Origin of the sequence: Novosphingobium sp. 17-62-19 (assembly GCF_002256775.1) — a bacterium.
Taxonomy (GTDB): Bacteria; Pseudomonadota; Alphaproteobacteria; order Sphingomonadales; family Sphingomonadaceae; genus Novosphingobium.
Window position 1 is genome coordinate 1 of sequence record NZ_NCII01000049.1, and the last position, 13,939, is coordinate 13,939.

The 13,939-nt window shown below is 61.6% G+C and carries 11 protein-coding genes and 1 pseudogene; 2 read left to right on the forward strand and 10 right to left on the reverse strand.

Translation table 11 applies throughout. The annotated features are described in order from the left end of the window. The 5 genes and pseudogenes from B7X90_RS10320 to B7X90_RS10340 all read right to left on the reverse strand — a co-directional run. Positions 1 to 803: electron transfer flavoprotein subunit alpha/FixB family protein (locus B7X90_RS10320; protein WP_292624207.1), on the reverse strand; the 803-nt coding region annotated here is incomplete at its 3' end. Beyond that, positions 803 to 1,453 (reverse strand): annotated as a pseudogene (locus tag B7X90_RS10325) (electron transfer flavoprotein subunit beta/FixA family protein); the annotation flags it as partial. The pseudogene B7X90_RS10325 and the gene B7X90_RS10320, both read right to left, overlap by 1 nt. A gap of 107 nt (positions 1,454 to 1,560) precedes the next feature. Continuing rightward, complete coding sequence (locus tag B7X90_RS10330; protein ID WP_292624209.1) at positions 1,561 to 3,975, reverse strand: TonB-dependent receptor; 2,415 nt, start codon at positions 3,973 to 3,975, stop codon at positions 1,561 to 1,563. Between the two features lie 391 nt (positions 3,976 to 4,366). Next, positions 4,367 to 5,422, reverse strand: coding sequence for a sugar phosphate isomerase/epimerase (locus B7X90_RS10335; protein WP_292624211.1), 1,056 nt, complete (start codon positions 5,420 to 5,422; stop codon positions 4,367 to 4,369). 13 nt (positions 5,423 to 5,435) lie between these two features. Continuing rightward, a complete protein-coding gene (locus tag B7X90_RS10340) occupies positions 5,436 to 6,551 on the reverse strand; it encodes a Gfo/Idh/MocA family oxidoreductase (protein ID WP_292624212.1) in 1,116 nt (371 codons plus the stop codon). 181 nt (positions 6,552 to 6,732) lie between these two features. Between B7X90_RS10340 and B7X90_RS10345 the strand changes: the two genes are divergently transcribed. Further along, positions 6,733 to 7,407, forward strand: a complete 675-nt coding sequence (locus tag B7X90_RS10345; protein WP_292624214.1) for a TetR/AcrR family transcriptional regulator — start codon at positions 6,733 to 6,735, stop codon at positions 7,405 to 7,407. A gap of 3 nt (positions 7,408 to 7,410) precedes the next feature. Here the strand turns inward: B7X90_RS10345 and galU are convergent, their stop codons facing one another. Continuing rightward, positions 7,411 to 8,313 carry a UTP--glucose-1-phosphate uridylyltransferase GalU gene (gene galU, locus B7X90_RS10350; protein ID WP_292624216.1) on the reverse strand — a complete coding sequence of 301 codons (903 nt, stop codon included), beginning with the start codon at positions 8,311 to 8,313 and terminating at the stop codon, positions 7,411 to 7,413. Positions 8,314 to 8,449: 136 nt separating this feature from the next. On the opposite strand from galU, the gene murA reads away from it, so the two are divergent. After that, positions 8,450 to 9,733, forward strand: a complete 1,284-nt coding sequence (murA, locus tag B7X90_RS10355) for a UDP-N-acetylglucosamine 1-carboxyvinyltransferase (protein WP_292624283.1) — start codon at positions 8,450 to 8,452, stop codon at positions 9,731 to 9,733. A gap of 97 nt (positions 9,734 to 9,830) precedes the next feature. Here the strand turns inward: murA and arfB are convergent, their stop codons facing one another. The 4 genes from arfB to pabB are packed head-to-tail and all read right to left on the reverse strand — an operon-like array spanning position 9,831 to position 13,864. Further along, positions 9,831 to 10,244, reverse strand: coding sequence for an alternative ribosome rescue aminoacyl-tRNA hydrolase ArfB (gene arfB, locus B7X90_RS10360; protein WP_292624218.1), 414 nt, complete (start codon positions 10,242 to 10,244; stop codon positions 9,831 to 9,833). Position 10,245: 1 nt separating this feature from the next. Further along, a complete protein-coding gene (locus tag B7X90_RS10365; protein WP_292624219.1) occupies positions 10,246 to 10,932 on the reverse strand; it encodes an RluA family pseudouridine synthase in 687 nt (228 codons plus the stop codon). After that, positions 10,929 to 12,098, reverse strand: coding sequence for a pyridoxal phosphate-dependent aminotransferase (locus tag B7X90_RS10370; RefSeq protein ID WP_292624220.1), 1,170 nt, complete (start codon positions 12,096 to 12,098; stop codon positions 10,929 to 10,931). The genes B7X90_RS10365 and B7X90_RS10370 overlap by 4 nt, the downstream gene beginning before the upstream one ends. Continuing rightward, on the reverse strand, positions 12,095 to 13,864 hold the full coding sequence (gene pabB / locus B7X90_RS10375; protein WP_292624221.1) for an aminodeoxychorismate synthase component I: 1,770 nt from the start codon (positions 13,862 to 13,864) through the stop codon (positions 12,095 to 12,097). Before pabB ends, B7X90_RS10370 begins: the two co-directional genes overlap by 4 nt. Between the last annotated feature and the right edge of the window lie 75 nt (positions 13,865 to 13,939).

Genomic DNA, 13,939 nt, shown 5'->3' on the forward strand with positions numbered 1-13,939 from the left:
GCAAGGTGCTGGATCGCGCCGGAGATGCCGACCGCGATGTAAACTTCGGGCGCCACGATCTTGCCGGTCTGGCCGACCTGGTAGTCGTTGGGCACGTAGCCTGCGTCGACAGCGGCGCGGCTGGCGCCGATGCCTGCGTTCAGTTTGTCGGCCAGCGGCGTGATGACCTGTTCGAAGGTTGCCGCGTCCTTGAGCGCGCGGCCGCCCGAGACGATGATCTTGGCGCTGGTCAGTTCGGGGCGCTCGGACTTGGCGATTTCGGCGCTGATGAACGTGCTGAGGCCGCTGTCGGGGGTGGCTGCGACGGCTTCTACGCTGGCGCTGCCGCCCGTGGGGGCGGCCTTGGCAAAGGCGGTGCCGCGTACGGTGATCACCAGCTTGGCGTCCGAGCTTTCGACCGTGGCGATGGCGTTGCCGGCGTAGATCGGGCGCGTGAAGGTCTTGGGGCCTTCGACCGAGAGGATGTCGGACACCTGCATCACATCGAGCAGCGCAGCAACGCGCGGGGCGACGTTCTTGCCGGTGGTGGTGGCGGGTGCGACGAAGGCGTCGTAGTCCGCCATCAGGCCTGCGATCAGGGGCGCGAGGTTTTCGGCCAGCGCGTTTTCGAGTGCGGCGTCATCGGCTTTCAGCACTTTGGCGACGCCGGCGATCTGCGCGGCGGCGGTTGCGGCGCCGTCACAGCCTGCGCCTGCGACCAGCGCGGTCACTTCGCCGATCTGGGCAGCGGCGGTGACGGCGGCGAGGGTGGCATCCTTGACGGAGGCGTTGTCGTGTTCGACCAGAACGAGAACCTTCGACATCAGGCTACTCCCATTTCCTTGAGCTTGGCGACCAGCGTATCGACATCGGGCACCTTGATGCCCGCGCTGCGCACCGGCGGTTCGGTGACTTTCAGCGTCTTGAGGCGCGGGGCGACATCGACACCGTAATCGGCGGGGGTCTTGTTGGCCAAGGGCTTGGACTTGGCCTTCATGATGTTGGGCAAGCTTGCATAGCGCGGCTCGTTCAGGCGCAGGTCGGTGGTGACCACGGCGGGCAGCGCCAGACGCACGGTCTGCAGACCGCCATCGATCTCGCGCTTGACGACGACCGCATCGCCCTCAACGCTGATCTCGTTGGCGAAAGTGCCCTGCGGACGGCCCAGCAGCGCGGCGACCATCTGGCCCACCTGGTTGCTGTCATCGTCGATCGCCTGCTTGCCGGTGATGATCAGGCCGGGGGCCTCTTCATCGGCAATGCCCTTGATGATCTTGGCCACAGCCAGCGGCTCTACCTCGTCCTCGCACAGTACCAGAACCGCCCGATCCGCGCCCATCGCCAGCGCCGTGCGCAGCGTTTCCTGCGCCTTCGCCGGTCCGACAGACACCGCCACGATCTCGGTCACCACGCCCTTTTCCTTCAGGCGAATGGCTTCCTCAACCGCGATCTCGTCAAACGGGTTCATGCTCATGGTAAATTTGCAAAGGTGCAAACCAAAAGTTTGCAGTTTGGGCGCGCGCAAAGAAAAAGGGGAGCGGTTGCCCGCCCCCCAAATTGCATTTTCACTCTTGATCGGACTTAGAAATCGACTGCGAGGCGGACGCCGTATGTGCGTGGCGTACCGAACTGCCAGTTGAACACGTCATCGTTCGGGCCAGCCGATGTGAAGCCGCCGTAAGTCAGCGGCCTTACGTTTTCGAGGTTCTTGGCAAAGGCCGTGATCGAGAAGCGCTCGTTCTCAGGCTTGTATTCAAGGCTGGCGTCAGTCTGAGTCAGTGCCTTTTGCTGGCCATCACGGTAGTTGTAGAATTCGGTGAAGTACGAACTCTTGAACGTGGTGTTCGCGCTGGCACGCAGCGTGCCTGCACCGCCGAGGTTGAAAATGTGGTCATAGCCCGCGGTGATCACCCACTCCGGCGAGAATGGCGGACGGTTGCCGGCAAAGTTTGGCTGCTGTGCACCTGGCGTGGTGGGATCCAGATCACCGATGCCATTGCGGCTGTCGCATACGCTTTGGGGGCGACCGGGCACGGGAAGGCAATAGACGTTGAACTGCGCGAACAGTTCCTTGTACTCGGCGTTCAGGTAGTTGACCGAAGCATGGAAGCTGTCGTTGTCGCTCAGCGCAAAATCTGCCGATGCTTCGATGCCCCAGATCTTGGCCTTGCCGGCGTTGAACGTCTGACCACCGACCGTGGTATCAAGCAGGACCGACACCTGCAGATCCTTGTAATCGTAGTAGAACCCGCCAAGATTGAACTGGTGCTGCCCACGATCACCAAACGTCTGCTTCCAGCCCATTTCGTAGGCAGTGTTGGTTTCAGGCTTGTAGTCACCCACCGAATCAAAGCCACCGCCCTTGAAACCGGTCGACACTTTGGCGAACACTAGGGTGTCACTGTTCGGCTTGTAGTTCAAACCTACGAGCCACGTGACCTGATCTTCCTTGCTCGAAAGCGGGAAGATCGTCTTGAAACGCAAATCGTTGAAGCTCTTCGGGGTGATTGCGCCGTTGAACAGCAGCGGATCTGGCGGACCGGCACCAAACGGCGTGGCATTGCGATAGAGTGCCTCGCGCGAATTTTCGGTGTAGCGCAGGCCACCAACGGCGGTCAGCGTTTCGCCCAAGGGCAACTCCACCTGACCGAACGCGGACTTGCTCTCGCTGGTGATGTCACGATCAAAGTAGGACAGCGTCACAACGTTCGGACCAAAGGTGGTGACGAAGCTGCTTTCGGCGTTGACGGTTTCCTTGAAGTAGAAGCCGCCGACCTGATAGGTGATGCCGTTCACTTCGCCGTTGAAGCGAAGCTCGTGGCTTTGCGTGCTGGTGCGCTGGTCCCAACCGAACGAGCGATAGGTGACTGGCAGGGTCAGGAACTGGCCGGGAGTGCCTTCAAACTTGCGATAGCCGCCGATGTAGGAAATCGTCAGAGCATCGCTGACTTCATAGGCCAGCCGTCCACGCAGTGCGTACGTGTCCTGCGACAACTTGCCGAGACCGAAGGCCGGAGCTGCGTATTCACCGCGGTTTACGCCAGCGAGCAGGTTGGTTTGGTTCGGGATGCAGAGCACCTGACCGAGAGCCGATGCGTAGATAGGCGCTACAGCGGTGAACCCGCTTGCCGTGGCGCAGCTTGCATTGGTCGGCCGGACGCCCGCAGCGTTGAGATCGGCCGAGGCGAAGGCCTGCGGCGTGAATTCACGCTTGGCGTATTCGCCTGCGAAGTAGACGGTCAGGGCATCGGTCGGCTCAAGCTGGATCGAGGCACGACCACCATAGGCCTTGTTGTCGTCAGAGCGCCCACCTGAGAAGGCCGGATACGTGTAGCCTGCGTTGTACGACGGGCGTGCTGGATGCCTGATGTAGCCATCATGCTCGTCATAGAAACCAGCAAGGCGGATGCCGCCAATGTCGCCGAGCGGGACGGTGACGCCCCCGTCAAGACGGACAGCGTTGTAGTTACCGTAGCTGGCCGAGCCGTTCGCTGCAAATTCCTTGCCCGGCTTGCGGGTGATGAAGTTGATCGCGCCACCGGTCGAGTTACGACCGTAAAGTGTGCCCTGCGGCCCACGCAGAACTTCGACGCGATCAAGATCGAACAGCGCAATGCTGAGCGCCTGCGGGCGGTTCATGTATTCGCCGTCGATATTCACGACGACCGAGGTGTCCTGCGATTCGTCGTTTGAATTTGTGCCGACGCCGCGGACGGTCACCTTGATGGTGCCCTGATCCTGATTGAGCTGAACAGCCGGGGCAATTTTGCCGATGTCGTTCATGTTCGAGAAGCCAGCCTGCTGCAGCTGCTCGGCATTCACCACATTGATGGCGATGGGCACGTCATTGACGTTTTGCGCACGGTTCTGTGCGGTTACGATGATGATTTTTGAATCAGCCTCTTCGGCTGCACTTTCCTGCGCGTAGGCGGGAGCGGCGAAGGCCAGCGAGCAAGCGCTCAGCAGCAATGCGCGTGTGAAAGTGGTCTTGGGCATGGTCGTCTTTCCTCCCCATGTAGTGCCATATTTGGCGTGAACAGTCGTTATCAGATGCGAATTATAAAAACTAGAACTATTGTTCTATTAAATCAGATTTCCAGGCACAGGCTGTCGGACCGGGCTGCGGACACTGTCAAAACACGCGATGACGCAAGCTCTGCATCAAGTAAAATAATGATTCCTTTGGATAGCATAGGCCATGACTCTGGATAGAGTGCTGACGTCGTCCGCTACTGCGACACTTGTGATACATCTGAAAAATTTATCCGAAATAGAAATATCATTCATCATTTTTCATTTATCTTATGAATGCATGGCAGGCAGGCAAAAAGAAACGCCGGCAGAGCGGATCTGTCGGCGTTCTTTCGGTGGGGAAGGAAAAGTGGGTTCAGCCGATGCCCATAAGCCTTGCATTAAGCGCCCGGTCAGCACCGCCTGCTGCAAAGTCGTCGAAAGCGTGTTCGGTCACCTTGATGATGTGGCGATCGATGAAGGGGGCGCCTTCGGCCGCGCCTACTTCAGGGTGCTTCAGCGCGCATTCCCATTCGAGCACGGCCCACCCGGTAAAGTCGTTGGCGGCCATCTTGCTGAAGATGCCGGGGAAATCGACCTGCCCGTCACCCAATGAACGGAAGCGTCCGGGCCGGTCTACCCACGATTGGTAGCCGCCGTAGACGCCAGAGCGGCCATTGGGACGGAACTCGGCATCCTTCACGTGGAAGCATTTGATGCGTTCGTGATAGATATCGATGAAGGCCAGATAATCGAGCTGTTGCAGCACGAAGTGGCTGGGGTCGTAGAGAATATTGGCGCGGGGGTGGTTGCCGACGCGTTCGAGGAACATCTCGAAAGTCACCCCGTCATGCAGATCTTCGCCGGGGTGAATCTCATAGGCAACATCGACGCCGTTTTCATCGAACACATCGAGAATCGGTTTCCAGCGACGGGCGAGTTCGTCAAACGCGTCTTCGACCAAACCGGCAGGGCGGGCAGGCCAAGGGTAGAAGTAGGGCCACGCAAACGCGCCTGAGAACGAGGCGTGAGCGGCAAGGCCGAGGTTGGCGCTGGCCTTGGCGGCGAACTTCATCTGCTGCACCGCCCATTCCTGCCGGGCGTCAGGGTTGCCGTGGACCGAGGCAGGTGCAAAGCCATCGAACTGCGCATCAAATGCCGGGTGGACGGCGACAAGCTGGCCCTGAAGGTGCGTCGAAAGCTCGGTGATTTCCAGCCCCTTGTCGGCCAGCATCCCCTTGATCTCGTCACAATAGGTCTGGCTGGTGGCAGCCTTTTCCAGATCGAAAAGCTGCCCGGCCCAACTGGGAATCTGGATGCCTTTGTACCCCAGCCCTGCTGCCCAATCGGCGATGCTCTCAAGGCTGTTGAATGGAGCGGTGTCACTGGCGAACTGGGCAAGGAAAATGCCGGGGCCTTTGATGGTCTTCATGGTGGCTCTCTCCTCAGGCTTCAAGCGTGACCCAGCCAGCATTGCTGCGGCTGGCGGAAACGGCGGTGTCGATAAAGATCATGCCGCGCACGCCATCGGCAATGCTCGGCAGCAGCGGGGCGCTTTCACCGCGCACAAGTGCGGCAAAATCGCGGTAGAGATTGGCGAAGGCTTCGAGATAGCCTTCGGGGTGGCCGCCGGGCGTGCGGGTGCGTGATGCAGCGTCGGGGCCGAGCGCTTCCGTGCCGGCCCGCACCAGGGTGCAGGTGCCATCAAGATGCGCGATGGTGAGCGTGTTGGGCTGTTCCTGCTTCCACGTGATGCCGCCCTTGTCGCCATAGGCGCGAATGCGCAAGCCGTTGAGTTCACCCACCTCGATCTGGCTGGCGAGTAGCACGCCGCGTGCCCCATTATCGAAGCGCAGCAGGATCGAGCAGTCATCATCGAGCAGGCGGCCAGGCACGACCGCGCCAAGATCGGCCAGCATTTCTGACACGCGCAGACCGGTGACGAATTCGGCAAGCTGGAAGGCATGAACGCCGATATCACCGATGCATCCACCAAGGCCCGCCTTTGCCGGATCGACACGCCATTCGGCCTGCTTGCCCAATGCTTCACCAGCTAGCCAGCCTTGTGGGTATTCCACGACGACTTTGCGGATCGTGCCGATCTGTCCTGCCGCGATGCGGGCGCGGGCTTCTCGAACCAAGGGGTAGCCGGAATAGGTGTAGGTCACGCCGAAGGGCTTGGCCGATGCGGCAACGAGACCTGCCAGTTCGTGCGCCTCGGCCAGTGTTGCGGTGAGCGGCTTGTCGGTCATCACCGGAAAGCCTGCTGCCAGTGCAGCGCGAGCCGATGGCAGGTGATTGTGATTGGGCGTGACGATCGACACGAAATCAATGCCATCTTCGCGTGCGGCCTCACCCGCGAACATGGCGTCAAGCGAGGGATAGGCGCGCGCAGGATCAATACGGTAGCTTTCGCCGGCTGCCGCGCTGCGTGCGGCGTCGCTCGAAAACACGCCTGCGACAAGCTCGATCTCGCGATCCATCTCGGCAGCATAGCGATGCACCGGGCCGATAAATGCGCCCGGTCCGCCACCAATCATGCCCATTCGCAAACGCCGCATTGCATTCTCCCGATCTGTCATCGCTGTCATTAAAAGATGTATTCTAATTGCGAACATCGCCGGGTCAACCAGCGCTTATCCTTGCCTCGCATTTTTGCGTTCGCCTTTGAAGGCATTTCATGCAAAATCCAAAGGGTAGTATATTCTAGAACCTTCATTTCAGGATCGGCAGACGAATACGATGGCACGAAGCGCAAAGCGCCCGGCGGAAGAACCAGCGCTGGCGGTGGAAACGGTCAGCAGAAAGCCGCAGCAGGGCCGCAGCAAAGCCTCGCTTGAACGGATGCTCAGCGCGGCGCGCGAACTGATGCTGGAGCGTGGCAACGAGGATTTCACGCTTCAGGACGTGAACCAGCGTGGCGCGGTGTCCATCGGGTCGATCTATTTGCGGTTCCAGAGCAAGGACAACCTGGTGCGCGCGGTGATTGCCCGCGCGCTTGAGGAACTGGCCGCTGCCGAAGAGACGATGGTGAACGACGTGCTGGCGCAGTCACCCACGCTGGATGAATTCATGCCACGTTATGTGGCAGGCTATGCCGAAGTGCTGCGCATCAACGCGCCGCTGCTGCGCCTTGCGATGGAACGCGCCTCATTCGATCCGCTAGTGTCCAAACCCGGCAAGGACCACGCCCTGCGCGCAACTGCGCGCGGGATGAATGCCATGTTGCACTATCGCGACAGCTTTGGCGGTGACGATCACGAGACCAGAGCCAACTCTGCGTACAAGATCGTCTTTGCAACGCTGGCACGCCAGTTGAGCCTTGGTTCATCGGGCGAAGCGGCGCACGATTACGACTGGGACGTGCTCAAGCGAGAACTCGGCCGCATGTGCCTTGCCTACTTGCGCGCGCCCTGATCGTTATCCTTCAGCGAGCAGACGCCGCATGATCGCACGCACTTCGTCGGCCATATCGGACCGTTCCAGTGCCAGCGACAGGGTGGCCTCCACGAAGCCCGCCTTGCTGCCGCAGTCGAAGCGGCGGCCAGCGAATTTTACTGCATGGAATGGCTGCTGGCCGATCATGCGCGCCATGGCGTCTGTCAGCTGAATCTCGCCACCGGCACCCTTGTCCTGATTTTCCAGCGTCCGCATCACTTCGGGCTGAAGGATGTACCGGCCCGAGATGATGAGATTTGACGGCGCATCGGCTACCTTCGGCTTTTCGACAAGGCCGGTGACTTCGGTCAGCGTGTCCGACACTTTGGCACCAGGCGCGATCACGCCGTAACTGGAAACCTCTTCGCGCGGCACTTCGAGCACGGAGATCAGATTGCCACCAACTTCGTTATAGGCATCGACCATCTGCTTCATGCAGCCGCCCTTGCCGCCCGGCTCGCCGACCATCATTTCGTCCGGCAGGAAAATAGCGAAAGGTTCATCGCCCACGACAGCGCGGGCGCACCAGATGGCGTGGCCGAGCCCCATCGGCACCTGCTGGCGCACGGTGACGAGGTTGCCGGGCTGGATGCGGGTGGCATCGAGTACGTCCAGTTTCTTGCCTCGCCCGCTCATCGTATGTTCGAGTTCGAAGGCAGTGTCGAAATGTTCGACGATGGCCGTCTTTCCGCGTCCGGTGACGAAGATCAGTTGTTCGATCCCAGCCTCGCGCGCTTCATCCACCGCATACTGGATCAGCGGGCGGTCGATGATGGGCAGCATTTCCTTGGGAATTGCCTTGGTCGCTGGCAGGAAGCGGGTGCCAAGACCCGCAACGGGAAACACGGCTTTACGGATCGGTTTGCGCTGCTGGTTCGAGCTCATTGTCCAATAATGTCCACAGTTTGTTGCACCCTCATGATGCACTGCACAATTACTGAGGAAGAATGTCAAGCCAGTGTGGCCCGGTTTAACAATCGCTCATGCTTGCACGGTGCAGCAAACCGGTTAAATGACGGCGATGGACAAGATCATCATTCGCGGCGGAAAGCGCCTTTCGGGCACTGTGCCGGTTTCCGGCGCAAAGAATTCGGCCCTCACCTTGCTCCCGTGTGCATTGCTGACGGATGAGCCGGTGACGCTGCGCAATCTGCCGCGCCTTGCCGATATTGATGGCTTTCAGCATCTTATGAACCAGTTCGGGGTGTCCACATCCATTGCGGGCGCGCGGCCTGAGGATTTTGGACGCGTCATGACGTTGCAGGCCACGCGCCTGACATCCACCGTCGCGCCATACGATCTGGTGCGCAAGATGCGCGCCTCGATCCTCGTTCTCGGCCCGCTGCTGGCGCGTGCGGGCGAGGCAACGGTGTCGCTCCCTGGTGGCTGCGCGATTGGCAACCGTCCAATCGACCTTCATCTAAAAGCGCTGGAAGCGCTGGGCGCAACCATCGAACTGGCTGCTGGGTATGTGCGCGCGATTGCGCCCGATGGCGGGCTTCCGGGCGGGCGTTATTCCTTCCCGGTGGTGTCCGTCGGCGCGACCGAGAATGCGCTGATGACCGCAGTCCTCGCCAAGGGCAAATCCACGTTGCACAATGCTGCGCGTGAGCCTGAGATCGTAGACTTGTGCAACATGCTGGTGGCGATGGGTGCGCAGATCGAAGGCATTGGCACATCTGACATCACCATCCATGGCGTGGACCGGCTGCATGGCGCGACTTACATGGTCATGCCTGACCGGATCGAGGCAGGCTCCTATGCCTGCGCTGCGGCGATTACCGGCGGAGAAGTGACGCTACAGGGCGCGAAGATCGAGGACATGGAAGCCACCGTGCAGGCGCTGCGCGATGCAGGCGTGCATGTGGAGCCGGTCAAAGGTGGCATTCATGTGGTATCGGACGGTCCGCTGAAGCCGGTCACGCTTTCAACTGCGCCCTACCCCGGCTTTGCCACCGACATGCAGGCGCAACTGATGGCGATGCTGTGCATGGCCAAGGGATCGTCGGTGTTGACCGAAACGATCTTTGAAAACCGCTACATGCACGTACCCGAACTGAACCGCATGGGCGCGTGGATCGAGACCAAGGGCCGCACGGCTGTGGTTCATGGCGTGGACAAGTTGACCGGTGCCGAAGTGATGGCAACCGACCTGCGCGCTTCGATGAGCCTGGTGATTGCAGGGCTGGCGGCAGAGGGCGAGACGCAGGTGCACCGGCTGTATCACCTTGATCGCGGGTATGAGCGGCTTGAGGAAAAACTGTCGCTGATGGGCGCAGAAATCGAGCGGGTTGGCGGGGACTGAGCCAACACCACCTTCCGTTCGTGTCGAGCGTAGTCGAGACACTGCCAGCAGCGTGTCTCGACTACGCTCGACACGAACGGCTATTAGACCAAGCCGCCTAATCCAGCCGCACCTTCCCGCGTCCGGCTTTTACCGCGCCGCGTATCTTTTTTCCCGCCAGCCGCTGCACCTTGCCCACGCGATTCAGCCGGGATTTGGCGCGCTTTTGCGGCAGGTTGCAGGCATCGCGCAGCAGCTCTGCAAGGCGCTTTCGCGCATCCTCGCGGTTCTGTTCCTGCGTGCGATAGCTGCGAGCGGTCATCACGATTTCGCCCTTGGCGGTCATCTTGCTGCCCGCAAGATCCTTCAGGCGGTGGAAGATCGGCGGTGGCAGGCGCAGCGCGTATACATCCAGCCGCACCTGCACGGCAGTTGCCACCTTGTTGACGTTCTGCCCGCCAGGGCCGGCCGAGGCGATGAAACTTTCCTCGACCAGCGTCAGCGCGTGGGCGACGAGAGCGTCGACGTCCATGTCAACCTTCGGTTACCGGCGCTTCGTCAGCCAAGGGCACATCAAACGCGAAAGCCGCGAAATCCAGCGGCATCGGCGAGTACGCGTCAATCGGCTCCTTGCCTTCGCGCGTCACTTTCAGTTCCGAGGCGTGCAGCATAGTGCGCCATGCGATCTTGCCATCACCATAGATCGGATCGCCGACCAGAGCGTGGCCAAGCCCGGCGAGAGCGTGAATGCGGATCTGATGGGTACGACCGGTTTCGGGCCTGAATTCCACCAGAGTCATGCCGGGTTTGCGCGACAGTACTTTCCAGTGGGTAACGGAAGGCTTGCCTTTCTTCGCCGGGATCATCCGCCAGCCCTTTTCGGCCGAGCTGATCTTGGACAAGGCAAGGTCGATCGTGCCGCTATCACCTTCAACTTCGCCTGAGACGATGCCGAGGTAGACTTTCTCCACCTCGCGCGCTTCGAAAGCGGCGGAAAAGCGCTTCAGCGCCTTGGGGTTGCGGGCCAGCAGCAGGCAACCCGAAGTGTCCTGGTCGAGCCGGTGGACGGGGTGCGGTTCACGCTGGAAGCCGAGGCGCAGGCCATCAAGGTGGTCTTCGAGGCACGGCCCGCCCGCGCGTGGGCGATCCAGCGGCAAGCCTGCGGGCTTGTCGATCACCAGAGCTTCACCGTCTTCGAACAGGATGGAAAAATCGATCACGCTACGGCCTTTGCTATACGCCGGAGCGCTTCTTCAAGTTTTGCTTCGTCCGCCGCGAAGCTGATACGGAAACCATCCCGGCCACCAAAGGCCGAGGCAGGGACGACCGCCACGCCGCTTTCCAGCAGGTGGAGGCAAAGCGCCTCATCATCGCCGAACCGTACCATCAATGGCACGGCATCGACCATGCAATAGAATGCGCCATCGGGGATCGGCGTGGAGAGACCGGGGATGGCGTTGATCGCAGCGCAGACCATATCACGCCGCGCGCGGAAACGCTCGCGCCAGTCGATCAGGAAGTCCTGCGGGCCTTCGAATGCGGCAACGGCGGCGGCTTGGCTGATCGAAGCGGCATTGCCCGACGAGTGCGATTGCAGCCGCCCCATCGCTCCGATCAGCCATGCCGGACCTGCCGACACACCGATGCGGAAGCCGGTCATCGCGTGGCTTTTGGATACGCCGGAAACAGTCAGGATGCGGTCGGCAAGGTCAGGGCATTCCACCGCCAGCGTGGCGTGCATCCACTCACCATAGCGCAGGGGGGCGTAGATGTCGTCGCTCATCACCAGCACGCGCGGGTGCTGGCGCAGCACTTCGCCAAGGGCGCGCAGTTCCTGTGCCGGATAGGTCGCGCCGGTGGGATTACCAGGGCTGTTGAGCAGGAGCCAGCGTGTGGCAGGGGTGATGGCCGCTTCGAGTTGAGCGGGCGTGATGCGGAAACCACCCGCCGCACCGGTCGGCAGGTCCACCACTTGTGCCCCTGCAAAGCGGACAATTTCGGGGTAGCTGACCCACCACGGGCTGGGGACCAGCACTTCATCGCCCGGATCGAGCGTGGCGAGGAGGGCATGGAATATGGCCTGCTTGCCACCTGCGCTGACGATCACCTGCGATGGCGGTACTTGGATACCGAGATCACGGTGGAAGTGCCGCGCGGCGGCTTCGCGCAAACGCTGCGTGCCGACGACGGCGGTGTACTTGGTGTCGCCTGCGTCAAGTGCATCCTTGGCTGCCTGCACCACATGGGCGGGCGTGGCGAAGTCGGGCTCGCCCACCGAGAGCGAGATCACATCGCGCCCTTCGGCACGCAACTGGATCGCACGGTCGGTAATGGCGGTGGTGCGCGAAGGGGCAATGCGCGCAAGGGCCACGGAAAGTTGGGTCATGCGCCGAGCAGCCGCGCCGGGATAAGCCCGCGAAGGGCATTGCCGACGAGGAAGCCGCCCGCCAGATCATCGAGCGTCAGGTCCGCCTCGACCGCGCGCCCGGCTTCGATCAGCGAACGTCGCAGCACGCCGGGCAGCAGGCCAACTTCGGCGCGGGGGGTGAGCAGCACGCCATCGCGCTCTACGAATATGTTGGTGAACATGCCTTCGGTCAGCAGGCCGTCATCGCGCAGGAACAGCGCCTCGTTAGCGCCTACCTGTCTGGCGGCGGCGAGGCCTGCATCGTAGAAGCCACGGTCTGTAGTCTTGTGACGCAGCCGCCAATCCCCGTCAGACACTGGCAGCGGCAGCACCACGCAAGTCACCCGCTCCAGCGGCGCGGGCAGCGGCCCGGCATCGAGCGCGTGAGCGCCGCTTTTCGACACGACCAGCCTTACCTTGCACGGCGCGTCCAGATCGAAGCACAGGGCGTGGATGGCATTGCGCAGCGCATGGCGATCGAAGCTGAAGCCGAGCGCCAGCGCACTGGCCTTTATGCGTTCGAGGTGGAGTTCGAGCAGTTCGATGCCCTTGGCCGGATCGAAGGCCATCGTTTCAATCAGGTCGGCATGGCCAGCAGACAAGCGCAAGAAATTCCCCTTCACCACGCATTCGCGCCATTCGCCAATCATTACGGAATCGGCGACGACAGCAGACCCCACGCCCATGACCGCGCGACCATCCGGCGAAAGGCGCACGGTGCGGATTGCCACATTGAACGCGGCATCGCCAGAGGGGTCTATCCGCCCGATCGATCCGCAATAGAGCCCGCGGGCATCCCGCTCGGCCCGGTGGATGATTTCCATCGCGCGGATCTTTGGCGCGCCGGTGATCGATCCGCAGGGGAAAATGGCGCGCAACAGGCTGCTCACGTCTTCCCCCGGAACAAGTTTGGCGCGCACCGTCGTGACCATCTGGTGGACAGTGGGGTAGGTTTCTATGGCAAAAGGCGCTTCAACCTTGACCGAACCTGCATTCGACACGCGCGACAGGTCGTTGCGCATCAGGTCCACGATCATCAGGTTTTCGGCGCGGTCCTTAACGCTGGCAAAGAGGTCCGCCTTGAAACGCGCGTCCTCTTCTGGCGTGGCCCCGCGCGGCGCAGTGCCCTTCATCGGGCGCACGCGCGCTTCGCCATTTGCCAGCTTGAAGAACAGTTCGGGCGAGAACGAGAGGTGCCAGTGCGCGCCGTCCCAGATCACCCCGCCATAGCCTGCACGGGAATCGCGGCGAACGTCGGCGTATATTGCCAGAGGGTCGCCATTCCACGTACCAGCCAGCGGGAAGGTGAGGTTGGCCTGATAGATGTCGCCTGCGCGGATCGCTTCCTGCACCAGTTCGAAAGCTTTGGCATAGCCACCGCACGAAATCGCCGCGCCCATTGGGCCGAGCCGCCCCGGCCCTGCCGCCCTGCCAGCCAGCCAGTGCTCCACTTCGGCGCTGGCCATGCGCGTGACTTTGGCGAATCGTGCGAACCACACGAGCGGTCCCGCCGCGTCTGTGCGCTCCGCCGCCAGTGGCGCAAGACGCGGTTCCAGCGCCAGCCCAGCTTCATAGGCAAGGTAGCCTGCCCAATCCCCGGGTGTCGCCGCAATCTGCGCCAGCGCCGCCTCAACCTCGTCGGCCCGGCGCGCGACCACGATTTCGAGCGCGTCCTCATAAAGTCGCGCGTCGCTGGCGCCCTCGGTTCGGGCATCGTCGAGCAAGATGAAGGGCTTGGGCGTCATGGCTGGAGCGCGCTCTAGCCGTTCCCCGCTCTGGATGCAAAAACCCCTCGCAAGGGGCGGTTACCCGGCCTAATC

Excerpts from the sequence above, each read along its gene's own strand:
- B7X90_RS10370 (WP_292624220.1), bottom strand. The coding sequence starts at position 12,098 with ATGACCCAACTTTCCGTGGCCCTTGCGCGCATTGCCCCTTCGCGCACC.
- galU (WP_292624216.1), bottom strand. The coding sequence starts at position 8,313 with ATGAGCTCGAACCAGCAGCGCAAACCGATCCGTAAAGCCGTGTTTCCC.
- pabB (WP_292624221.1), bottom strand. The coding sequence starts at position 13,864 with ATGACGCCCAAGCCCTTCATCTTGCTCGACGATGCCCGAACCGAGGGC.
- B7X90_RS10330 (WP_292624209.1), bottom strand. The coding sequence starts at position 3,975 with ATGCCCAAGACCACTTTCACACGCGCATTGCTGCTGAGCGCTTGCTCG.
- B7X90_RS10345 (WP_292624214.1), top strand. The coding sequence starts at position 6,733 with ATGGCACGAAGCGCAAAGCGCCCGGCGGAAGAACCAGCGCTGGCGGTG.
- murA (WP_292624283.1), top strand. The coding sequence starts at position 8,450 with ATGGACAAGATCATCATTCGCGGCGGAAAGCGCCTTTCGGGCACTGTG.
- B7X90_RS10335 (WP_292624211.1), bottom strand. The coding sequence starts at position 5,422 with ATGAAGACCATCAAAGGCCCCGGCATTTTCCTTGCCCAGTTCGCCAGT.
- B7X90_RS10340 (WP_292624212.1), bottom strand. The coding sequence starts at position 6,551 with ATGCGGCGTTTGCGAATGGGCATGATTGGTGGCGGACCGGGCGCATTT.
- arfB (WP_292624218.1), bottom strand. The coding sequence starts at position 10,244 with ATGGACGTCGACGCTCTCGTCGCCCACGCGCTGACGCTGGTCGAGGAA.